The organism is Sphingomonas sp. Leaf9, from assembly GCF_001421355.1.
Taxonomy (GTDB): Bacteria; Pseudomonadota; Alphaproteobacteria; order Sphingomonadales; family Sphingomonadaceae; genus Sphingomonas.
Window position 1 is genome coordinate 303,749 of record NZ_LMKC01000003.1, and the last position, 21,876, is coordinate 325,624.

General features: G+C 66.7%; 22 protein-coding genes and 1 tRNA gene. 15 read left to right on the forward strand and 8 right to left on the reverse strand.

The window, feature by feature from the left end:
• The first annotated feature begins 12 nt into the window (after nucleotides 1-12).
• Complete coding sequence (locus ASE58_RS09300; protein ID WP_055820279.1) at nucleotides 13-1,017, forward strand: ferritin-like domain-containing protein; 1,005 nt, start codon at nucleotides 13-15, stop codon at nucleotides 1,015-1,017.
• 42 nt (nucleotides 1,018-1,059) lie between these two features.
• Here ASE58_RS09300 and ASE58_RS09305 read toward each other — a convergent pair whose 3' ends face one another.
• The gene (locus ASE58_RS09305; RefSeq protein ID WP_055756088.1) at nucleotides 1,060-1,809 is read right to left on the reverse strand and encodes a Crp/Fnr family transcriptional regulator; all 750 of its coding nucleotides are present in this window, start codon (nucleotides 1,807-1,809) and stop codon (nucleotides 1,060-1,062) included.
• Nucleotides 1,810-1,935: 126 nt separating this feature from the next.
• On the opposite strand from ASE58_RS09305, the gene ccmC reads away from it, so the two are divergent.
• The 6 genes from ccmC to ASE58_RS09335 all read left to right on the forward strand — a co-directional run bounded on the left by ccmC (nucleotide 1,936) and on the right by ASE58_RS09335 (nucleotide 6,672).
• Nucleotides 1,936-2,661, forward strand: coding sequence for a heme ABC transporter permease CcmC (ccmC, locus tag ASE58_RS09310; RefSeq protein WP_055756883.1), 726 nt, complete (start codon nucleotides 1,936-1,938; stop codon nucleotides 2,659-2,661).
• 100 nt (nucleotides 2,662-2,761) lie between these two features.
• The gene (gene ccmE / locus ASE58_RS09315) at nucleotides 2,762-3,190 is read left to right on the forward strand and encodes a cytochrome c maturation protein CcmE (protein WP_055820284.1); all 429 of its coding nucleotides are present in this window, start codon (nucleotides 2,762-2,764) and stop codon (nucleotides 3,188-3,190) included.
• Nucleotides 3,187-5,106 (forward strand): heme lyase CcmF/NrfE family subunit, encoded by a 1,920-nt coding sequence (locus tag ASE58_RS09320; protein WP_055820287.1) that lies wholly within the window; start codon nucleotides 3,187-3,189, stop codon nucleotides 5,104-5,106. The genes ccmE and ASE58_RS09320 overlap by 4 nt, the downstream gene beginning before the upstream one ends.
• Nucleotides 5,103-5,630, forward strand: a complete 528-nt coding sequence (locus tag ASE58_RS09325) for a redoxin family protein (RefSeq protein WP_055821046.1) — start codon at nucleotides 5,103-5,105, stop codon at nucleotides 5,628-5,630. Before ASE58_RS09320 ends, ASE58_RS09325 begins: the two co-directional genes overlap by 4 nt.
• Complete coding sequence (locus ASE58_RS09330; protein WP_055820290.1) at nucleotides 5,627-6,031, forward strand: cytochrome c-type biogenesis protein; 405 nt, start codon at nucleotides 5,627-5,629, stop codon at nucleotides 6,029-6,031. The genes ASE58_RS09325 and ASE58_RS09330 overlap by 4 nt, the downstream gene beginning before the upstream one ends.
• Nucleotides 6,028-6,672, forward strand: a complete 645-nt coding sequence (locus tag ASE58_RS09335; RefSeq protein WP_055820293.1) for a hypothetical protein — start codon at nucleotides 6,028-6,030, stop codon at nucleotides 6,670-6,672. The genes ASE58_RS09330 and ASE58_RS09335 overlap by 4 nt, the downstream gene beginning before the upstream one ends.
• Nucleotides 6,673-6,704: 32 nt before the next feature.
• Here the strand turns inward: ASE58_RS09335 and ASE58_RS09340 are convergent, their stop codons facing one another.
• The 4 genes from ASE58_RS09340 to ASE58_RS09355 are packed head-to-tail and all read right to left on the reverse strand — an operon-like array spanning nucleotide 6,705 to nucleotide 10,355.
• A complete protein-coding gene (locus ASE58_RS09340; RefSeq protein WP_055756099.1) occupies nucleotides 6,705-6,923 on the reverse strand; it encodes a DUF3072 domain-containing protein in 219 nt (72 codons plus the stop codon).
• A gap of 50 nt (nucleotides 6,924-6,973) precedes the next feature.
• Nucleotides 6,974-8,200: a kynureninase gene (gene kynU, locus ASE58_RS09345; protein WP_082467856.1), complete on the reverse strand. Its 1,227-nt coding sequence runs from the start codon at nucleotides 8,198-8,200 to the stop codon at nucleotides 6,974-6,976.
• Nucleotides 8,197-9,021, reverse strand: coding sequence for a tryptophan 2,3-dioxygenase (locus ASE58_RS09350; protein WP_055820296.1), 825 nt, complete (start codon nucleotides 9,019-9,021; stop codon nucleotides 8,197-8,199). The genes kynU and ASE58_RS09350 overlap by 4 nt, the downstream gene beginning before the upstream one ends.
• Complete coding sequence (locus ASE58_RS09355) at nucleotides 9,021-10,355, reverse strand: dicarboxylate/amino acid:cation symporter (RefSeq protein ID WP_055820299.1); 1,335 nt, start codon at nucleotides 10,353-10,355, stop codon at nucleotides 9,021-9,023. Before ASE58_RS09355 ends, ASE58_RS09350 begins: the two co-directional genes overlap by 1 nt.
• Before the next feature lie 111 nt (nucleotides 10,356-10,466).
• Here ASE58_RS09355 and alaS point away from each other — a divergent pair, with 111 nt between their 5' ends.
• From alaS to trxB, 5 genes are all read left to right on the forward strand, one after another.
• The gene (gene alaS, locus ASE58_RS09360) at nucleotides 10,467-13,112 is read left to right on the forward strand and encodes an alanine--tRNA ligase (protein WP_055820302.1); all 2,646 of its coding nucleotides are present in this window, start codon (nucleotides 10,467-10,469) and stop codon (nucleotides 13,110-13,112) included.
• A gap of 272 nt (nucleotides 13,113-13,384) precedes the next feature.
• Entirely contained in the window at nucleotides 13,385-15,310 is a 1,926-nt protein-coding gene (locus tag ASE58_RS09365; protein WP_443024652.1) for a potassium transporter Kup, read from the forward strand.
• The gene (locus tag ASE58_RS09370; protein ID WP_055820305.1) at nucleotides 15,307-15,822 is read left to right on the forward strand and encodes a 2'-5' RNA ligase family protein; all 516 of its coding nucleotides are present in this window, start codon (nucleotides 15,307-15,309) and stop codon (nucleotides 15,820-15,822) included. Before ASE58_RS09365 ends, ASE58_RS09370 begins: the two co-directional genes overlap by 4 nt.
• A gap of 52 nt (nucleotides 15,823-15,874) precedes the next feature.
• Nucleotides 15,875-15,951 (forward strand) — tRNA-Met (locus tag ASE58_RS09375).
• A 248-nt stretch (nucleotides 15,952-16,199) separates the two neighbouring features.
• Nucleotides 16,200-17,147: a thioredoxin-disulfide reductase gene (gene trxB / locus ASE58_RS09380; protein ID WP_055820310.1), complete on the forward strand. Its 948-nt coding sequence runs from the start codon at nucleotides 16,200-16,202 to the stop codon at nucleotides 17,145-17,147.
• Nucleotides 17,148-17,180: 33 nt separating this feature from the next.
• Here trxB and ASE58_RS09385 read toward each other — a convergent pair whose 3' ends face one another.
• The 3 genes from ASE58_RS09385 to ASE58_RS09395 all read right to left on the reverse strand — a co-directional run bounded on the left by ASE58_RS09385 (nucleotide 17,181) and on the right by ASE58_RS09395 (nucleotide 18,731).
• Nucleotides 17,181-18,137, reverse strand: a complete 957-nt coding sequence (locus ASE58_RS09385) for an aldo/keto reductase (protein ID WP_055820313.1) — start codon at nucleotides 18,135-18,137, stop codon at nucleotides 17,181-17,183.
• Nucleotides 18,134-18,316 (reverse strand): hypothetical protein, encoded by a 183-nt coding sequence (locus tag ASE58_RS09390; RefSeq protein ID WP_055820316.1) that lies wholly within the window; start codon nucleotides 18,314-18,316, stop codon nucleotides 18,134-18,136. The genes ASE58_RS09385 and ASE58_RS09390 overlap by 4 nt, the downstream gene beginning before the upstream one ends.
• 73 nt (nucleotides 18,317-18,389) lie before the next feature.
• Nucleotides 18,390-18,731: a hypothetical protein gene (locus tag ASE58_RS09395; protein WP_082456884.1), complete on the reverse strand. Its 342-nt coding sequence runs from the start codon at nucleotides 18,729-18,731 to the stop codon at nucleotides 18,390-18,392.
• A 129-nt stretch (nucleotides 18,732-18,860) separates the two neighbouring features.
• Here ASE58_RS09395 and ASE58_RS09400 point away from each other — a divergent pair, with 129 nt between their 5' ends.
• From ASE58_RS09400 to ASE58_RS09410, 3 genes are read left to right on the forward strand one after another with little or no spacing between them, the layout of a single operon-like run.
• Nucleotides 18,861-19,814: an ArsR/SmtB family transcription factor gene (locus ASE58_RS09400; protein WP_055820318.1), complete on the forward strand. Its 954-nt coding sequence runs from the start codon at nucleotides 18,861-18,863 to the stop codon at nucleotides 19,812-19,814.
• Nucleotides 19,811-20,752 carry a methylenetetrahydrofolate reductase gene (gene metF, locus ASE58_RS09405; protein WP_055820320.1) on the forward strand — a complete coding sequence of 314 codons (942 nt, stop codon included), beginning with the start codon at nucleotides 19,811-19,813 and terminating at the stop codon, nucleotides 20,750-20,752. Before ASE58_RS09400 ends, metF begins: the two co-directional genes overlap by 4 nt.
• 12 nt (nucleotides 20,753-20,764) lie before the next feature.
• On the forward strand, nucleotides 20,765-21,814 hold the full coding sequence (locus tag ASE58_RS09410) for a homocysteine S-methyltransferase family protein (protein ID WP_055820324.1): 1,050 nt from the start codon (nucleotides 20,765-20,767) through the stop codon (nucleotides 21,812-21,814).
• Nucleotides 21,815-21,876 lie beyond the last annotated feature (62 nt).

The following is a 21,876-nucleotide window of genomic DNA, read 5'->3' on the forward strand; positions in this document are numbered from 1 at the left end:
CGGAGAGACATCATGCATAACGATCCGATCCTGCAGGTACTCGAAGCCTGCGACCAGCGGCGCAACGCGCGTCGCGACTTCATGCGCTATGCCGGTGGTGCCGCGATCGCCACGGCGGGCGCGACGGTGCTGTCGGCGTGCAGCGACAGCGGCGGCGGTTTCATCACCCCCGGACCCACCCCGACCCCGACGCCGACCGCCACCACGGCGCTGACCGATGCGGACGTGCTGAACTTCGCGTTGAATCTCGAATATCTGGAGGCGCAATTCTATTCGTTTGCCGCAACCGGCGCGGGCCTGCCCAACAGCAGCCTGAGCGGAACGGGAACGCAGGGCACGGTGTCCGGCGGGCGGCAGGTGAACTTCACCGATCCGCTGGTCGCGCGCTACGCCCGTGAAATTGCCGCGGACGAAATCGCGCACGTCAACTTCCTGCGCAGTGCGCTCGGGTCGTCGGCGGTCGCGCAGCCGGCGATCGATATCGGCGTGACCGCAACCAGTGCCTTTTCGAACGCGGCACGCGCCGCCGGGCTGATCGGATCGGGTGCGGCTTTCGACGTTTATGCAACCGACGAGAACTTCCTACTTGGCGCGTTCATCTTCGAGGATGTCGGCGTCACCGCTTACAAGGGCGCGGTCGGCTTCATCAGCAACAAGACCTTCCTCGAAGCGGCGGCCGGCATCCATGCGGCAGAGGCCTATCATGCCGGGCTGGTCCGGACGGTCCTGTATCGCAAGGGCGTGGCGACCCCGTCGCTGATCGACGCGACCGAAGCAATCTCGACGGCGCGCGACAGCCTCGACGGCAGCAGCGATCTCGATCAGGGCATCCGCGCGACCGGCAGTGGCAACGCCACCGCGTCGAACATCGTGCCGACCGATGGCAGCGGCATCGCGTTCAGCCGGACGCCGGGCCAGGTGCTGAACATCGTCTATCTCGACCGGACGGCCAAGACGGCGGGCGGGTTCTTCCCGAACGGCGTCAACGGGACGATCCGCTCGAGCGCGTCTAACTGACGGACAGGCGGCGTTCCGGTTTCCGGGGCGCCGCCTTCCCCGTTATGATGTCGGTGTGACGACCAGCCGCTGATAGGCCTCTTCGGGCGGGCCATAGGTCATTGCCGCCATCTCCAGCAATTTGTCGCGGTCGCGCACGATCACTCGCCCGCGTATCGACCGAATGGCGCGGGTTTCCTCCAGCTTGTGCAGAGCGTCGGTAATACTGCTGCGCCGGACAGCCAGCATCAGGCGAAACTCCTCATGCGTCATCGAGATTTCGTCACCGCTGACCCGGTCATGGTAGAGCAGGATCCACCGCGCCAGCCGCCGCTCGACCGGATGCGACAGCGCCGACACCACGGTGCGCCCCATCTGGATCAGGAACACCTGGATAAAGCGCAGCATCGCCGCGCGGAGCGTATCGCTCTGTTCCGTCGCCGCCAGCAATCGCGCCGCCGATATCCTGAGCGCCGTGCCCGGTTCGGCGCGCAGCACCACGTCGTGCGGCGAACGATCGTCGCCCAGCAGGATCGGCCAGCCGACATAGCCATCGGCCCCGAGCAGCCCGACGGCATGCTGCCGTTCGCCGTCGATCACCTCGAGCACGGCGGCGATGCCCCCTTCGAGAAAATAGACATGCTCGATCGGTTCGCCGACGCTGAGCAGCGTGTCGCCGACGACGACCGATACCCGCTCCATCGCCGGATCGAGGAGCGCCCGGTCGGCCGGGCTCAACGCAGCCAGTAACCGGTTTTCGCCGGGGGCGGAGATTTCCGGGCGCCCGGCAGCGCCATTCGCTATGATCGTCATATGCCACGTTTTCCACGACGTCGATGACAAGGCAAATGCGAACCGACCTGTCGCGATCCCCCGTTGCACCAAAGGGCGCGATCCGCATTGCCGTTTGCCTGCACCTTGCATAGACAGGGCGCGACCGTGCCCAGCCTTCACGCCCTTGCCAATCCACGCCGATTCCTTGCGATCGCCCGTCCGCTGACGCCGATATTGGTGTGGGCGGGGCTGGCGCTGTTCGCGTTCGGTTGCTGGGCGGGGCTGACGCAGACCCCGGCCGATTATCTGCAGGGGGACAGCGTTCGCATCCTCTATGTCCATGTGCCTGCCGCATGGCTGGGGATGGGCGGATGGTCCAGCCTTGCCGTCGCCAGCATCGTCTATCTGGTGTGGCGGCACCCGTTGGCCGCCGTCGCCGCCCGCGCGATCGCGCTGCCCGGCGCGCTGTTCACCGCGCTGTGCCTGCTGACCGGATCGATCTGGGGGCGGCCGACCTGGGGAACATGGTGGCAGTGGGATGGGCGGCTGACGTCGATGCTGCTGCTGTTCTTCGTGTATCTCGCCTATCTGGCGCTCGCCCGCGCCGATGCCGATCGCGACGGCGACGGGCGTATTCCGGCGCTGTTCGGGATCGCCGGCACCGCGTTGCTGCCGGTCATCCGCTATTCGGTGCTGTGGTGGCGGACGCTGCACCAGGGGCCGAGCATTACCCTCACCAAATCGACCATCGATCCGGCGATCCTGTGGCCGCTGTTTTTTACCGCCGGCGGGGCCAGCCTGTTGTTCGGCGGCATCGTGCTGATGCGGATGCGCACCGATCTGGCGCGGATCAAGGCGGAGGCGCGGATGCGCCGGCGGGCGGCGGCATGAATCACTGGGCCTTCATCACCGCCGCCTATGTCGTCACGTTGGGCGGGATCGCGGCCATCACCCTCGCGTCCTGGGTGGCGATGCGCCGCGCGGAGCGGGGATGAGCCCGAAACGGCAACGCATGACGCTGGCACTGCTGGCGGTGGTCGCGATCATCGGCGCGGTGCTGCTCGCCATGTCGGCGCTGGGCGATGAGGCGGCGTTCTTCTATGCCCCCGCCGATGCTGCCGCCGCACCGATCGACAAGCCTGTGCGGCTGGGCGGGATGGTCGCCGCCGGTTCGGTCCAGCGGGCGAGCGATGGCGTGACGATCCGCTTCATCGTGACCGATGGCAAGGCGACGGTGCCCGTCCGCTTCGCCGGGATCGTCCCCGACCTGTTCCGCGAAGGCTCCGGCGTCGTGGCCGAAGGGCGCTTCGTGCAGGGCGGCGGGTTCGTCGCCGACAATCTGCTGGCCAAGCATGACGAGCGCTACATGCCGCCGCAGGTCGCCGGCAAGATGCACAAGAGCGAAAGTATCGAGCCGTGATCGCCGAAGCGGGTCTTGCCGCCCTATGGCTGGCGGCGGCGATGGCGGTGCTGCAACTGGTAATGGCCGCCATCGCACTGTCGTCGCGCGCGGCCGAGCCGCCGGCGATCGTGCGCGACCTGCTGGCGGCGGTGCGGCCGGTTGCGGTGGCGCAGGGCGTGCTCGCCGCCGGAGCGTTCGCCGCGCTGATCGCACTATTCGCGCGCACCGACCTGTCGGTGCTGCTGGTCGCCGAAAACAGCCATTCGGCCAAGCCGCTGTTGTACAAGGTCGCCGCGACCTGGGGCAATCACGAAGGGTCGATGCTGCTGTGGGTCACCGTGCTGGCGTTGGCCGGGGCGGGGATCGCGCTGTTCGAACGGTTGCTAGCGACGCGCACCCATGCCGCGACGCTGGCCGCGCAGGCGGCGATCGCCGCCGGCTTCTACGCCTTCCTGCTGTTCGCCTCCAATCCATTTGCGCGCCTGTCGCTGGTACCGCGCGACGGGCTGGGCCTTAACCCACTGCTGCAGGACCCCGGCCTCGCCTTCCACCCGCCGACGCTGTACTTCGGCTATGTCGGGCTGTCGGTCGCATTTTCCTTCGCGGTCGGGGCGCTGGTCACCCGCGACGTCGGGCGCGATTTCGCGCGGGCGATGCGGCCATGGGTGCTGGGGGCATGGATTTTCCTGACCATCGGTATCACCGCGGGCAGCTACTGGGCCTATTACGAACTTGGCTGGGGGGGCTGGTGGTTCTGGGACCCGGTGGAGAATGCCTCGCTGATGCCATGGCTGGCGGCGACCGCGCTGCTGCATTCGGTGACGGTGCTGGCCACCCGCGACGGTCTGCGCGCATGGACGATCATGCTGTCGGTCGTCGCCTTCTCCATGTCGATGGTCGGCACCTTCCTCGTTCGATCGGGCATCCTGACCAGCGTGCACGCCTTTGCGGTCGATCCGACGCGCGGCGGGTTTATCCTCGCGCTGTTGATCCTCTATATCGGTGGGGCGCTGGCGCTGTTCGCGTTTCGGGTCGGTACCGTGCGACAAGGGGCGCTGTTCGAACCGGTCAGCCGTGAAGGCGGGCTGGTGCTCAACAACCTGCTGCTGTCGGTCATCCTCGGCATCGTCCTGATCGGTACGCTCTATCCGCTGGTCGCGGAGGCGTTCGGCGTGCAGCTGTCGGTCGGGCCGCCGTTCTTCAATCGTGCCGCCGGGCCGATCGCGCTGTTGCTGGTCGCAGGGATGGCAGTCGGGCCGCTGCTGCGCTGGCGGCGGGATCAGGGGACGGCGGTGCTGCGGCGGGTCGCGGTGCCGGGGGCGATCACGCTTGCCGTCTTCCTCGCCGCGATGCTGTGGGTCGATAGCGGCTGGCTGCCCAAGTTTGGGCTGGCGCTGGCCGCCGGGCTGGCGGTCGCCAGCGTGTTGCCGCTGGTCGGGCGCAGCCCGTGGCGTACGCCGCTGCCGATCTGGGGCATGGTCGTCGCGCATCTGGGCATCGCGGTCAGTCTGGCGGGCATGGCCAGCGACAGCGCCTTTACGCAGGAACGGCTGGTCGCCGCCGCGCCCGGCGAGCATCACGCGGTCGGCCCGTTCGACGTGCGCTTCGACGGGATCAAGCCGGTGGTCGGCGATAATTGGTCGGCGGTGCAGGGGCATATGACCGTCGTGCGGGGTGCCGGCGCGGCATTCGTGATGCGGCCCGAACAGCGTTTCTTCGCCAATCCGCCGACCGAAACCAGCGAGGCCGCGCTCGCGACCTATTGGGATGGCCAGCTCTATGCCGTGCTCGGCCGCGACGATGTGGGCGGGCGGCGGCAGTTGCGGCTGTGGTGGAAGCCGTTCGTCACGCTGATTTGGGCCGGCGGTGGGCTGATCGCGCTGGGCGGCGCGATCGCGCTGGTCGGGCGCGTGCGGCGGCGGAGGGCGCGATGAAGCGCCGCCTGCTCTGGATACCGTTGTTCGCCTTCGTCGCGATCGCCGGGCTGTTCGCGTGGATGTTGTCGCAACCCGCCGACCGACAGGTGCGCTCGCGCCTCGTCGGCAAGCCGTTGCCCGCGTTCAGCCTGCCGCCTGCCGCGCCGGGCAAGCCGGGTCTCGCCACCGCGACGTTCCGGGCCGGCGAGCCCCGGCTGCTCAACGTCTTTGGCAGCTGGTGCGTGCCCTGCGCCGCTGAAGCGCCGCAACTGGCAAAGTTGGCACAGGCCGGCGCGACGATCGACGCCATCGCGATCCGCGACACGCCGGCGGACGTCGCCCGCTTCCTGTCGACCAATGGCGATCCCTTTGCCGCGATCGGCGACGACCGCAACAGTTCGGTCCAGCTCGCGCTCGGATCGTCGGGCGTGCCCGAAACCTTCGTCATCGACGGGCAGGGGCGGATCGCCCACCAGCATATCGGTGCGATCACCGATGGCGATGTGCCGGTGCTGCTCGACAAGCTGAAGGCCGCACGATGAGGGCGGTGCTCGCCCTTGCGTTGCTGATCGCCGCGCCGGCGTTCGGACAGTCGCGCGTGCCGCCACCCGCGTTGGCCGACACGCAACTGGCCGATCCGGCGCAGGAACGATCCGCCAAGGCGTTGATGGAAACGCTGCGCTGCCTGGTCTGTCAGGGCCAGTCGATCGCCGACAGCGATGCCGACATGGCCGCCGACATGCGCGCGCTGGTGCGGCAGCGGATCGGGGCGGGGGAGCAGCCGGTCGCGGTGCGCAACTGGTTGATCGAACGCTATGGCGAATATGTCAGCTACGACCCGCCGCTGTCGGGCGCGACGGGGCCGTTGTGGCTGGCGCCGCTGGTCCTGCTCGTCATCGGCGGACTGCTGGCGCGCCGCAGCCTGAAGGGACGGCGGCGATGAACGGTTGGCTGATCCTTGCCCTGTTGCTGCTCGCCATCTTTGCCTTGCTGATCGTGATGCGGGTTGCAAAGCCGCTCTGGGGCTTTGTCGGCGCGGCGTTGATGCTGGGCGCGGCGGGCTATGCGTGGCAGGGGCGGCCGACGCTGCCCGGCGTGCCGCGCGCCGCCGAACGGGTCGTACAGGCACCCGACATCGCCGCCGACGATCTGCGCGACGCGATCTGGGGGCGTTTTACCTACGACTATGCCTATGCCGTGGCCGCCGATGGGCTGGCGCGTGCCGGGGCGACGCAGGCGGCGGCGAATGCGGTGCTGGGCGGGTTGCAGCGTGCGCCGCAAAGTGGACGGTTGTGGACCCGATTGGGCACCGCGATCCTCGCCCATGACGGTGGGCAGGTGCTTTCGCCCGCCGCCCGCACCGCCTTTGCCCGTGGCATTGCCGCCGCGCCCGATCATCCCGGTCCCTATTTTTATTACGGGATGGCGCTGATCCAGACCGGCGATCTGCCCGGTGCCAAACGGGCATGGTTGGCGGCGCTCGCCCGTGCACCGCAGAAAGCATCGTACCGCGAGGATTTCGCGATGCGGCTGGTGCTGCTCGACCGGCTGATGGCGATGCGCCCGGCGGCACCTACGCGGTAGGGCGGCAGCCGCCACCCAACCGCGAAGATGGTTCAGGCACCGCGCCCGGTCTTGGCCTGTAATGCATCGATCGCCTTCGACGCATCGGCTTTGGTCAGCGAATCATCGAACGGCTCGCCGGCTTCCTCGCTCAACGTCTTCAGATAGGACGCCTGCGCGCCGGTCATCTTTTCGTCGCCGGTGGTCCAGTCGTCCGGGTCCTTTTCGGCGTTGGAAAAGGGTTCGCTCTTGGGGTTCGGATGGTCGGTCACGGGTGAATTCCTTTCACCGCGACCAACCGATCCGTTCCCAATTCGTTCCGTCAGGTCACGGCGTTGCGCGCATGATATTTGGGATCGTCCCAGCGGCGATGGTCCAGCACGTCCGCCAGTATATCGACCGCGCGCCACAGATCGGCAAACCCGATGTAGAGCGGCGCGAAGCCCAGCCGCAGCGCGTCGGGCGCGCGGAAATCGCCGATGACTCCGCGATCGATCAGCGCCTGGCAGATCGCATAGGCCTGGGGATGGCGGAACGACACATGGCTGCCGCGGCGCGTCGCGTCACGTGGGCTGATGAGCGTCAGTTCGGGGCACTGCGCCTCGACCAGCGCGATACAGGCATCGCCCAGCGCGCGCGACTTCGCGATCAGCGCATCGCGGTCGACGCCCTCGAACTGGGCGATGCCCTCTTCGAGTGCAGCGAGTGCGAGGATCGACGGGGTACCGCATTGAAAGCGCGAGATATCGGCTGCCGCCGCGTACTCGTCGGCGAAGTCGAACGGCGCGGCATGGCCCATCCAGCCGGACAGGGGTGACCGCAGCGTCGCCTGATGCCGCTCCGCCACATACAGAAACGCCGGCGCGCCGGGACCACCGTTCAGATATTTGTAGCCGCAGCCGACCGCCAGATCGGCGTTGCAACCGTTCAGGTCGACCGGCACCGCGCCGACGCTGTGGCTGAGGTCCCACAGCACCAGCGCACCCCTGGCCTGCGCGGCGGCGGTGATGCGCGCCATGTCGAGCATCGCGCCGCTCTTGTAATGGACATGGGTCAGCAGCACGACCGCGACGTCATCGTCGATCGCCGCTACGATCTCGTCGACCGGGACCGTGCGCACGCGGGCATCGCCGACGCTCCACGCCGCGCCGTCCGCCATGTAGAGGTCGGTCGGGAAATTGCCCGGTTCGGACAGGATCGTCTTGCGATCCGGCCGGGCCTTCAACGCCGCGACCAGCAGCTTGTAGAGATTGGCCGAAGTCGAATCGGCCACCACCACCTCGTGTGCCCGCGCGCCGATGAACGGTGCGATGGCACCCCCGATCCGCCGCGCCGCGCCGATCCAGTCATGCGCGTTCCAGCTGCGGATCAGCCCTTCGCCCCACTCCCCGGTCGCCACCGCCTGCAACCGCGCCGGCGTGGTGCGGGGCAGCGCGCCCAGCGAATTGCCGTCGAGATAGATCACCCCCTCGGGCAAGACGAAGCGGTCACGACACCCGCGCAGCGGATCGGCGGCGTCGAGCGCCTCTGCTTCAGCCAGCGACCTCACAACGCGACCCGCACGGCCAGCAATTCGGGAAAGAACACGTCGTCGATCACCTTCGCCAGATAGGGGACGCCCGCCGTACCGCCGGTCCCGCGCTTGAAGCCGATGATCCGCTCGATCGTCTTCAGATGACCGAACCGCCACAGCTGTACGCGATATTCGAGGTCGACGAGCTTTTCGGCCAGTTCGTACAGGTCCCACCAGCGATCGGGGTCGCGGTATACCGCCTGCCACGCCGCCTCGACCGCGGGCGATGCGACATAGGCTTGGGTGAAGTCCCGCTCCAGCCGGTCGGCAGGAATGTCGAACCCACGCCGGGCGAGCAGCCGCAGCGCTTCGTCGTACAGGCTGGTGCGTGCCAGTGAGTCGGTCAGCACGGCCTGTGCCGACGCGTCGCCGTCATGCGCGGCCAGCATCCCGGCCTTCTTGGCACCCAGCATATATTCGAGCTGTCGGTACTGGACCGACTGGAAGCCCGAACTGCCGCCCAGCTTCCCCCGCATTGCCGAATAATCCGCCGGGGTGATCGTCGCCAGCACTTCCCAGCTCTGGATCAGCTGTTGCTGCACGCGGGCGACCCGCGCCATCATCTTGAACGCGCTGCCCAGCCGGTCGGCGATCACCGCCTGCCGCGCCGCCTCCAGCTCGTGCAGGCACAGCTTGATCCACAGCTCGGACGCCTGGTGGATGACGATGAATAACAATTCGTCATGCGTGTCAGACAGCGGGGCCTGGCATTCCAGCAGCGTGTCGAGCTGCAGATAGCTGGTATAGGTCGGCCCGCGTTCCGGCGGCGCGGGCCGATCCGCCTCGCGGCTTTCCATTATTGCGGCCCGCCGATGTCACGGAAGCTGTCGGGCGCATCGGTGCGCGGATGGCCCGAGGGCGTGGGCAACGGTTCGATCACCGGCGATTCGGGGGTATCGAACCCGCCTTCCCATTTGGCGATGACGCTCGCGGCGATGGCGTTGCCGACGACGTTGGTCGCGGTGCGGCCCATGTCGAGGAAATGGTCGATCGCCAGGATCAGCAGCAGTCCGGCTTCGGGAATGTTGAACATGCCGAGCGTCGCGGCGATCACGACCAGGCTGGCACGCGGCACGCCGGCAATCCCCTTCGACGTGATCATCAGGACCAGCAGCATCAGGATCATCTGACCCCAGCTGAGGTCGATGCCATATGCCTGCGCGATGAAGATCGACGCGAAGGTCATGTACATCATCGACCCGTCGAGGTTGAACGAATAGCCGAGCGGCAGCACGAAGCTGGCGATGCGCGGCGGCACGCCGAACCGGTCGAGCGCTTCGAGGGTGCGCGGATAGGCGGCCTCCGACGATGCGGTCGAAAAGCCGAGCAGGATCGGATCGCGCAGATAGCGCAGCAGCATCTTCACCCGCGGCCCGATGATGAGGAACGCGAGGCCGATCAGCACCGCCCACAGCGTCGCGAGGCCAAGATAGAAGCTGCCCATGAAATAGGCGAGGTCACCGATGATCCCCGGCCCTCGCTCGGCCAGCGTCGCCGTCACCGCCGCGAACACCGCGAACGGGGCGAAGCGCATGACGTAATCGGTGACCTGCAACATGACGGCGACAAGGCCTTCGAGCGCGCGGACCAGAGGCTTGCCCTTGTCGCCCACGGCGGTCAGCGCGACGCCGATGAAGAGCGAGAAGATGACGATCTGCAGAATCTCGTTGGTCGCCATCGCCTCGACCCCCGACGCGGGGAAGATGTGGCCGACGAACTTCACGAAATCGAACGCGGGCTTGGCGACGCCGGTATCGGCGGTGACCGGCGGCACCGGCAGGCCCAGCCCCACGCCCGGCTGCAACAGGTTGACGAGCAACAGGCCCAGCATCAGCGAGATGAAGCTCGCCATCACGAACCAGCCGAACGACCGCAGCCCGACGCGGCCGAGCGACGAACTGTCGCCCATATGCGCGATGCCGACGACCAGCGTCGAAAACACCAACGGCGCGATAATCATCTTGATGAGCCGCAGGAACACGGTGGTCACGGCGGACAGGTAATAGGCGATATTCTTGAGCAGCGCGGTGCCCGACCCGCCGCCATCGTCCAGCCCGGCGTTCAGCGCCCAGCCGAGCACGAGGCCCGACACCAGCGCGATGAGAATGAAAGTCGTGAGCCGCTTGGCCATGCGTCGTCCCTGTTCGTTTGCGCGCAAAGGGAGGGGAATGTTTCGTCCGGGTCAACCCCCGGTGCATTCGGGCATCTTGGCAAGTGGCGCGCTGCTGCGTATCGAGCCGAAATGACCTCGACCAACGATGTTCGCCGCTCGTTCCTCGATTTTTTCGAGAAGGCCGGCCATGCCCGCGTCGCCTCCGCGCCGCTCGTTCCACAGAACGACCCGACGCTGATGTTCGTCAATGCGGGGATGGTGCCGTTCAAGAACGTGTTCACCGGCCTGGAAACGCGGCCGTATGTGACGGCCACGTCGTCGCAGAAATGCGTGCGTGCCGGGGGCAAGCATAACGACCTCGACAATGTGGGCTATACCGCGCGGCACCACACCTTCTTCGAAATGCTCGGCAATTTCTCGTTCGGTGACTATTTCAAGGAACAGGCGATCCTGAACGCCTGGACCCTGCTGACCCGCAACTGGGGTATCCCGGCGGACAAGCTGACCGCGACCGTCTATCACACCGACGACGAAGCGTTCGCGCTGTGGAAGAAGATCGCCGGGCTGCCCGATCACAAGATCATCCGCATTCCGACCAAGGACAATTTCTGGGCGATGGGCGACAGCGGCCCGTGCGGGCCCTGTTCGGAAATCTTTTACGATCACGGCGACCATATCCCCGGCGGCCCTCCCGGCAGCCCGGATGAGGATGGCGACCGCTTCGTCGAAATCTGGAACCTCGTGTTCATGCAGTTCGAGCAGGACGCGAACGAGATCGTCGGCGAATTGCCCAAGAAGTCGATCGACACCGGCATGGGGCTGGAGCGTATCGCCGCCGTCATGCAGGGCGTGTCGGACAATTACGACACCGACACGTTCAAGGCGCTGATCGCCGCGTCGTGCGAGCTGACCTCGACCCGCGCCGAAGGGCCGACGCAGGCCAGCCACCGCGTCATCGCCGATCACCTGCGCGCATCGGGCTTCCTTGTCGCCGACGGCGTGCTGCCCGCCAATGAAGGGCGCGGCTATGTCCTGCGCCGCATCATGCGCCGCGCGATGCGCCACGCGCATCTGCTGGGCGCGAAGGAACCGTTGATGCACCGCCTCGTCGGGTCGCTGGTGTCCGAAATGGGCGCGGCGTACCCCGAACTGGTCCGCGCTCAGCCGCTGATCGAAGCGACGTTGCAACAGGAGGAAACCCAGTTCCGCCGCACGCTCGACAAGGGGCTGAAGCTCCTCGACGAAGCGACCGCCGATCTGGCGGATGGCGCGACGCTGGCTGGTGAGACCGCGTTCAAGCTCTATGACACCTTCGGCTTCCCCTACGATCTGACCGAAGATGCGCTGCGTGCGCAGGGCTATGGCGTCGACCGGGCGGGCTTCGACGCGGCGATGGCCGAGCAGAAGCGTGCTGCCCGCGCCGCATGGAAGGGCTCGGGGGCCAAGGCATCGGACGACGTCTGGTTCGACGTCCTCGAAACCGCCGGCGCCACCGAATTCATCGGCTATTCGGTCGAGGCGGGCGAGGGGCAGGTCGTCGCTATCGTCAAGGACGGCGCGCGCGTCGAATCGGCGGCGGCCGGCGACGAGGTGCTGGTGCTGACCAACCAGACGCCCTTTTACGCCGAGAGCGGCGGCCAAGTCGGCGATGCCGGCACCATGGCGACCGACGCGGGGCTGAAGGCGACTGTCACCGACACCGCCAAGCAGCTCGGCAAGCTCCACGCCCATGTCGTGACGATCGAGGCAGGCTCGCTGAAGGTCGGCGACAGCGTCGCGCTGACCATCGATACCGTGCGCCGTGCCCAGATTCGCGCCAATCACTCGGCGACGCACCTGCTGCATGAGGCGCTGCGCGAACGGCTCGGCACCCATGTCGCGCAAAAGGGGTCGATGGTCGCACCTGAGCGCCTGCGCTTCGACTTTTCGCAGCCTTCGCCGATTGCCGCCGATGCGCTGGCGCTGGTCGAGGCGGACGTCAACGCGCAGGTGCGTGGCAACGGGGCGGTGACGACCCGGCTGATGACCCCCGACGATGCGATTGAAATGGGCGCGATGGCGCTGTTCGGCGAGAAATATGGCGACGAGGTGCGCGTCGTGTCGATGGGACAGGATGCAGAGGGCACCTATTCGATCGAATTGTGCGGCGGCACCCACGTCAATGCACTGGGCGAGATCGGCCTGTTCAAGATCGTGTCCGAAGGGGCGGTATCCTCCGGCATCCGCCGCGTCGAGGCGCTGACCGGCGAGGCTGCGCGTCAGTGGCTCGGCAATCGCGACGCCAAGCTGCGTGAGGCGGCGGCCGCGCTCAAGGCGACCCCGGATGAAGTACCCGCACGTGTTGCGCAGCTGGTTGAGGATCGTCGCCGGCTGGAGCGCGAACTGGCCGAGGCCAAGAAGGCGCTGGCGATGGGCGGCGGTGCCGGCGCGGCACCGGCCGGTCCCGAACAGGTCGGCGACGTCGCGTTCCTGGGCCAGGTGATCGACGGCCTCGATGCGAAGGCCCTGCGCGGCACCATCGACGAAGCGCGCGCGCGCGTGCCGTCGGGCGTGGTCGCGCTGGTGGCGGTCAACGATGGTCGTGCCTCGGTCGGCGTCGGCGTGTCGAGCGACCTGACCGGCCGCATCAGCGCGGTCGATCTGGTCAAGGCGGCGGTCGCGGCGCTGGGCGGGCAGGGCGGCGGCGGTCGCCCGGACATGGCGCAGGGCGGCGGGCCCGATGGCAGCAAGGGCGAAGACGCGCTTGCCGCGATTCGCGCGCTGTTGGCGGGCTGATCGGCTCGCCACGCTCTTCGTCACCCCGGTGCATGGCCGGGGTGACGTACGGTGTCTGCCAGACGCCGAGCGCATCAAAGGTCGCCGCTTTTTCTCCGAAAAGATGGCGTGCCGGAACGGAGGATGCTTCCGTTCATCTTCCATGCAGCCCTCACCATCCACCGTGGACGATTGCACAGCCATATTGCGCGTGCTAACGGCCCGGCCTTGAACCACTGGGACGCGGTCGACATGACCAAACTCGTTGCCTCCTTGGCGCGGTTCCCGCGCCCGTGATCTTCTCCCGAGAGGCTTCATCGGAAGCCACCGACCTGCCCGATACGGGCGCGGGCCATCATGGTCCGCGTCAGTCGCTCGCCAAGCTCTCGCTCGGCGCGCTCGGCATCGTGTACGGCGATATCGGCACCTCGCCGCTCTATGCGATGAAGGAGACGTTCGTCGGCCATCACCGGCTGCCGGTCGACCAGCTGAACATCTTCGGCGTGGTCAGTCTCGTCTTCTGGTCGCTGATGCTGATCGTGACGTTGAAATACGTCTTCATCATCATGCGCGCCGACAATAACGGCGAAGGCGGCAGCCTCGCGCTCCTCGCGCTGATCCAGCGCAAGAGCGGGGGCGGGCGCTGGACGTCCAGCCTCGTCATCCTCGGGGTACTGGCGACCGCGTTGTTCTTCGGCGACTGCATGATCACGCCGGCAGTGTCGGTGTTGTCGGCGGTGGAGGGGCTGGCGACGGTCAATCCCGGCTTCAACGCGTTCGTGATTCCCATCGCGGTGGTCATCATGATCGGGCTGTTCTGGCTGCAGGCGGTCGGGACGGCCAGCGTCGGGCGGCTGTTCGGGCCGATCATGATCGCCTATTTCGCGACGCTGACGTTTCTGGGCGTGCTCAACATTCTCGAACGGCCCGATATTTTCCAGGCGCTGAATCCGATCTGGGCGGTGCGATTCTTCGCGCAGGACGGGATCATGGCGTTCCTCGCGCTCGGCTCCGTCGTGCTGGCGGTGACCGGGGCCGAGGCGCTGTACGCCGACATGGGCCATTTCGGCCGCCGCCCGATCTCCGTCGCGTGGCTCTATGTCGTATTTCCCGCGCTGATGCTCAATTATCTTGGGCAGGGCGCGCTGCTGCTCGAAAATCCCGATGCGGCGTCGAACCCGTTCTTCTTCATGGCGTCGGAGGATTTCCGTCTCCCACTGGTCATCCTCGCCACGCTGGCGACGATCATCGCCAGCCAGGCGGTGATTACCGGTGCGTTCTCGGTGGTGCAGCAGGCCGTGCAACTCGGCCTCATGCCGCGCCTGCGGATCGAACATACCAGCGCCGATGCGGCGGGGCAGATCTATATTCCGGCGGTCAACTGGGCGCTGCTGGTCATGGTCCTGCTGCTGATCTTCGGCTTTCAGGAATCGTCGAACCTCGCCGCCGCCTACGGCATTGCGGTGACCGGCACGATGTTCATCAGCACCTGCATGATCGCGGTGCTGGTGAAGCGGGTGTGGAACTGGCCGGTCGCGGCGGTCGCCGCGTTCATGGCGATCTTCCTGTGCATCGACGGCGCCTATTTCGCGTCGAACCTGACCAAGGTGCCCGATGGCGGGTGGTTCCCGCTGCTGGTCGGGCTCATCGTCTTCGTCCTGCTCACGACCTGGGCCAAGGGGCGCAAGCTGATGATCGAGCGGATGCGTGAGGCGGCGATGCCGATCAAGGTCTTCATCCAGTCGGCGGCCAGTAGCGCGACGCGCGTGCCCGGCACCGCCGTCTTCATGACCTCGACGCCGGATGGCGTGCCGCACGCGCTGCTGCACAACCTGAAGCACAACAAGGTGCTGCACGAGCGCGTCATCCTGCTGACCGTCAAGATCGCCGACACGCCTTATGTCGATCCGGAGCTTCGCACGAAGAACGAGGATCTGGGTCAGGGCTTCCACCGCATGATCCTGAAATTCGGGTTCATGCAGGACCCCGATGTGCCCGGCGCGTTGAAGGCGGTGGGATGCTGTGGCGGTGACTTCCGCATGATGGACACCAGCTTCTTCCTCGCCCGCCAGACGCTGTTGCCGTCGTCGCGGCCGGGCATGAGGATCTGGCGCGAAAAGCTGTTCGCGTGGATGCTGCAGAATTCCGAAAGCGCGATGGAGTTCTTCCGCCTGCCGACCAACCGCGTGGTCGAACTCGGCAGCCAGGTGGAGATTTGACGCCGCCCGGACCCGCGCCGATCGTCGTGACCGCCTTGTTCGGGCATGAGGATCAGGCGTGGTTCGATCGGCAACGTCGCGCCTATTTCCCGGCCGAACGCAACGTGCTGGCGGCACACTGCACGATGTTCCATCACCTCGCCCCGGAACTGGGGCCGGAACTGAAGCAGCGACTGAATGCGCTGACGCGCGGCGTGGCCGCGCCGGTCGCGCGGGTCGGCGGGCTGATGAATCTGGGGCGCGGCGTCGCCTATCGCATCGAATCGCCCGAACTCGAATCGGTGCGCGCCGAACTGGCCGATGCGTTCGCATCGATGCTGACGCCGCAGGACCGCGCCGGCTGGCGTCCGCACGTCACGATCCAGAACAAGGTCGAACCCGCCGCCGCTAGGGCATTGCTGGCCGAACTGTCGGCCGGATTCAGCCCCAGGCCATTGAAAATCGCCGGTCTGGCAAGCTGGTGGTATCGCGGCGGCCCATGGGAAGAACTTTCCCGACACAAGTTCGCTTGACCGACGCGATTCGCGTTCGTATAGGGCCGCCTCCCCGATGGGGAAACGGCGGGGCGAAGTAGCTCAGTTGGTTAGAGCACGGGAATCATAATCCTGGGGTCGGGGGTTCAAATCCCTCCTTCGCTACCACCCGCCACGGCATTCGTGCCCTCGGTCGCCGCCATCGGAGCGTTGCCGACCTGAGCGGAAATCGCGATTTTTGCTTCGTTCCCTCACCCTGCGATGACGTCCTGCACGGCGGGTTTTCCCGTGCGATCAGCGCGCGGCTTGTGCGCTAGCGGAGTGTCCCCATGTTGCGTTCGACCCCGCTACCGGCATAGACGTGCCGCTCGCTTCGAACGGAATCTGATCTCATGGCTGTTACGCACCACACCCGCATGCTCGTCCTCGGTTCGGGACCGGCGGGCCTTTCCGCCGCCATCTATGGCGCACGCGCGGGCATGGAGCCGATCGTGGTGCAGGGCATCCAGCCTGGCGGCCAGTTGATGACCACGACCGATGTCGAAAACTATCCGGGCTTCCGCGACGTCGTACAGGGGCCGTGGCTGATGGGCGAGATGCAGGCGCAGGCCGAGCATGTCGGCACGCGGATGATGTGGGACACGATCGTCGATGTCGACGTATCGCAGCGCCCATTCCGCCTGACCGGCGACAGCGGCGATGTGTACGAGGGTGAGGTGCTGGTGATCGCCACAGGCGCGCAGGCGCGCTGGCTGGGGCTCGACAGCGAGGAACTGCTGAAGGGCAAAGGCGTGTCGGCCTGCGCGACGTGCGACGGCTTCTTCTATCGCGGCAAGAAGGTTGCGGTGATCGGCGGCGGCAATACCGCGGTTGAAGAGGCACTGTACCTAACCAACCACAGCGACGACGTGACGATCATCCATCGCCGCGACAGCTTCCGCGCCGAACGCATCCTGCAGCAGCGGCTGTTCGCCAGCGACAAGATCAGCGTGCTGTGGAACAAGCAGGTCGAGCGCTTCGTCGGCGGCGGTGAACCGCACGGGCTGGTCGGGATCGAACTTAAGGACACGGTGACCGGCGAGCTATCGATGCTGGAGGTCGATGGCGGCTTCGTGGCGATCGGCCATCACCCGGCGACCGAACTGTTCCGGGGGCACCTCGCGCTCGACGACGACGGCTATATCGCGGTCGAGACCGGATCGACCCGGACCAGCGTTCCGGGCGTGTTCGCGTGCGGTGATGTGATGGACAAGGTATATCGCCAGGCGGTGACCGCAGCCGGCACCGGCTGTATGGCGGCGCTGGACGCGGAACGATTCCTCCAGGCCGCGGAGTTCGAGGGCGTGGCGGAAGCAGCCGAGTGAGGTAGGGCCGGGCGCGCAGCCCGGCCCTGCGCTTCAGGCGCCCGCGTCGGTCAGGCGGGCGAGCTGTTCGGCGGTGAGGGAAAGCCGCCACGCGTCGACCAGTTCCTGCAACTGCTCGACACTGGTGGCGCTCGCAATCGGGGCAGTCACGCCCTCCTGCGCCGCCAGCCATGCCAGCGCGATCTGGGCCAGCGTGGCGCCGGTTTCGGCGGCGACGGCATCCATGGCGGCCAGCACGGCCGCTCCTTTGCCGGCCAGCAGCTTCGCCATGTTGCCGCCCCGCACGCTCTTCTGAAGGTCGGCCTCCGAGCGGTATTTCCCGGTCAGGAAGCCCGAGGCGAGGCCATAATAGGGCGCAACGCCGATATTATGTTCGACGCAGAGATTCTGCAGCTCGCCTTCATATTTGTGCCGGCTCACCAGATTATATTCCGGCTGCAACACGTGGAAGCGGGGCAGCCCCTCCGCCGTTGCCAGATCAAGCGCGGATTTCAGCCGCATCGCGCGAAAGTTGGAGGCGCCCAGCACCCGAACCTTGCCCGCATCGATCAACCGGCCGAACGCTGCGAGATAGTCCGCCTGCGGCGTGTCCTCGTCATCCTGATGCGCGTAATAGAGATCGATCCGATCGGTGCCGAGCCGGCGCAGTGATGCTTCCGCCGCCGCCGCGATGTGCGCCGGGGCAAGTTTCTCGCCACCATCGCCGGGAAGCATCCCGACCTTCGTCGCGATCAGCACCTGGTCGCGCTTGCCCGATCGACGCAGCCATTCGCCGATGATCGTTTCCGATTCGCCGCCGCGATGCCCGTCGACCCATGCCGAATAGACGTCGGCGGTATCGATCATCGTCCCCCCGGCATCGACGAAGGCGTCGAGAATGCGGAAGCTGGCGTCGCGATCGACAGTCCAGCCGAACACATTGCCGCCGAGGATCATCGGCGGTGTTGCGAGGTCGGTCGCGCCCAGCGTGCGGTGGGGGATATCGGTCATGGACGTTCCTTCGGATCGGGGGCGGTGGCGTTTGCGTCGAGCGCGGCGTTGTCGAGGATCGCGGCGGCATCGTTCAGCGCCGCCGCCTCACCCTGCGTTACGCCGCCCGGTGCGGATCGGTCGTCGGAGCCGCTACATCCGGCAAGGAATAGCGCGATCAGGATAAGGGCAGGGCGCATCGATAGTCTCCCAACGAAAAAGGCCGCGCCCCGTTGCATCGGGACGCGGCCTCCTTTTCGTAACCTAATGCGATCAGCGCTTCAGGTCGCGACCGGCATTTTCGAGTGCTTCACCGGTTTCGCGCTGGGCGTTGTCGGTGGCCGCATCGACCTTGGCTGCGCCGCGATCGATCGCCGCACCGGCGCGGTCGGTAGCGTTTTCGATCTTGTCGCCTGCGCGGTCGGCGGCGTTCTCGGCGGCACCGAACGCACGGTCGCCGGCCGTCTTCACGTCGCTGACGGCTTCGCCCATCGTGGCATTCACGTCGGCGGCAACGGCATCGGCCGCCTCACCGGTTTCGTTCTGCGCCTTCTGGCTGCAGGCACCGATCGAGAATGCGGCTGCGGCGAGCGGCAGCAGAATGAGCTTCTTCATGGCGGTTTCCCTTCCGTTATGATCGGGCGCACAACGCGCCATCACCATTGCGGTTGCATCAAAGTCGCCATGTCCGACGCAGCTTATCGCCAATTGACCTGATATAAAGATTTCTTTATATCATGCGACATGACACCGGCTCTCGACATATTGCGCGCGGCCAGCGACGCGACCCGCTTGCGGGTGCTGTGGCTGTTGCGGTCGATGGAGTTGTCGGTCGGCGAACTGGCGCAGGTGCTAGAGCAGAGCCAGCCGCGCGTCAGTCGCCATATCAAGATCCTGTGCGATGCCGGGCTGACGATCCGGCGCAAGGAGGGCAGCTGGGTTTTCGTTGCCCTGGGTCAGGCGGCGATCGTGGGACCGTTGCTGGCAGCGCTCGACGCATGGGTGGCGGCCGACGATCCTTGGCGCGACGCGGACAGCGCGCGGCTCGCCGAAGTGCGGGCCGATCGGGCCATCGCCGCCGCCGCGTGGTTCGAGGCGCATGCCGGCGAGTGGGACGCGATCCGCTCTCTCCACGTCGCCGAGGAACAGGTCGAACGGGCGATGCTCGCAGCGCTGGGCAGTGCGCGGATCGGGATGCTGGTCGATATCGGCACGGGCACCGGGCGGATGCTGGAGCTGTTCGCGCCGCAATCGGATCAGGCGATCGGGATAGACCGGTCGTCGGAAATGCTGCGGCTGGCCCGTGCCAAGCTGACCGAGCGCGGGCTGGACCATGCCGAGCTGCGGCAGGCCGATATCCAGGCGCTGCCGCTGGGCGATGGTGCGGCGGACACGGCCGTGCTGCATCACGTCCTGCATTTCGTACAGCATCCAGGCGCCGCCATTGCGGAGGCGGCACGGGTGCTGCGGCCCGGTGGGCGGCTGTTGATCTGCGATTTCGCGCCGCACGAGCGTGAGGAATTGCGGGTGCGCGATGCCCATGCGCGGCTGGGCTTTTCCGATGAACAGATGCGGCGCTGGTTCGCGGAAACCGGATTGTCGCCGGTGTCGATCGAGACGCTGGGCGGCGGCGAGCTGACGGTGAAGCTGTGGATGGCGCGGCGCGCCTATGACGTACAAGAGGTGAAGGCGGCATGACTCCTACGATTTCCGATCTCGAAGAGGCGCGCCGCGCGCTCGACGCGCCGTTGTTCGCTGATCTGGCGGGCGACTGCGCGGTCAGCTTCGAATTCTTTCCGCCCAAGACCGAGAAGATGGAGGCGGCGCTGTGGGACACCGTGCGCGCGCTCGAACCGCTGGCGCCGAAGTTCGTCAGTGTCACCTATGGCGCCGGTGGATCGACGCGTGAGCGGACCCATGCGACCGTCGCTCGCATCGCGCGTGATACGTCGATGCCCGCTGCTGCACATCTGACCTGTGTCGAGGCGAGCCGCGCCGAGATCGATCAGGTCGCGCAGGAATATTGGGCCGCCGGGGTGCGTCACATCGTAGCGCTGCGCGGCGATCCGCCGACCATGGGGCAGAAGTTCGTCGCGCATCCCGACGGCTATGAAAATGCCGCCGCGCTGGTTGCGGGGCTGCAGAAGCTGCATCCGTTCGAGATTTCGGTCGCGGCCTATCCCGAATGTCACCCGGATTCGGAGCATAAGGCCGCGGACCTCGATAATCTGAAGCGCAAGATCGATGCGGGGGCGACCCGGGCGATCACGCAGTTCTTCTTTACGCCCGAAGCCTTTTTCCGCTTCCGCGACGCGGCGGCGGCGGCCGGCATCAATGCCGACCTCGTACCGGGTATCCTGCCGGTGTCGAACGTGGCGCAGGTGCGCAAGTTCGCGGATATGTGCGGCGCATCGATCCCGGCGTGGATGGACCGCCTGTTCGAAGGGCTGGATGACCATCCCGGTGCCCGCGCGCTGGTCGCCGCGACCGTTGCGGCGGAAATGTGCCGCAAGTTGTATGCCGGCGGCGTGCGCGACTTTCATTTCTACACGCTCAACCGCGCCGAACTGTCCTACGCCATCTGCCACCTGCTGGGGCTGCGGCCGAAGGCGACGCCGGTCGCCGCGGCGGCCTGAGGGGAAACTGCCATGACCAATGCCCGCGAACGGCTTAACGCCGAAGCCGCCCAGCGCGTCCTCATCACCGATGGTGCGTTCGGCACCGAAATCCAGAACTGGAAATTGTCCGAGGCCGATTATGCCGGCGCGCTGACGCTGGGTCACGACCAGAAGGGCAATAACGATATCCTGGCGATCACCAAGCCGGAGGTGCCGGAGACGATCACCCGCGCCTATCTCGACGCCGGGTCGGATATCGTATCGACCAATACGTTCAGCGCAAACCTCATCAGCCAGGCCGATTATGGCGCGGAGGCGCTGGTTGCCGACATCAATATCGAGAGCGCGAAGATCGCCCGCCGTCTGGCCGACGATTATGCCGCGCGCGATGGTCGCCCGCGCTTCGTGGCCGGCGCGATCGGGCCGACCAACAAGACGCTCTCGCTCAGCCCGGACGTCAACGATCCTGGCTATCGCGAGATCGATTTCGACTATCTGAAGGGCGTGTACCGCGAACAGATCGACGCGCTGGTCGTGGGCGGCATCGATTTCGTGCTGATCGAGACGGTGTTCGACACGCTGAACGCGAAGGCCGGGGTGCTGGCGGCGATCGAAGCGGGGCAGGCGCTGGGCCGGGACCTGCCGATCATGCTGTCGATGACGCTGACCGACCTGTCGGGCCGCAACCTGTCGGGTCATACCGTCGAGGCATTCTGGCACGCGATCCGCCATGCGAAGCCGGTGACGATCGGGCTGAACTGCTCGTTCGGCGCGGAGCAGCTGCGCCCGCATGTGAAGACGCTGAGCGAAATCTGCGACACGCTTATCATGGTCTATCCCAATGCCGGCCTGCCCAACGAACTGGGTGCCTATGACGAGGCACCGGCGACGACGGCGGCGCTGGTCGGTGACTGGGCCGATCACGGGCAGGTGAATGTGCTGGGCGGCTGCTGCGGATCGACGCCGGCGCATATCAAGGCGATGGCCGAACGCGTGCGCGGCGTCGTACCGCGCAAGGTACCCAACGTGCCGGTGCAGACGCGCCTCGCCGGGCTGGAACCGTTCACGATGGCGGCGTAAGGGCCGCCGCCGGGAGGGGGCAGCAGATCTTCCCCGGCCACTGGGAGGGGGACCATTCGCAG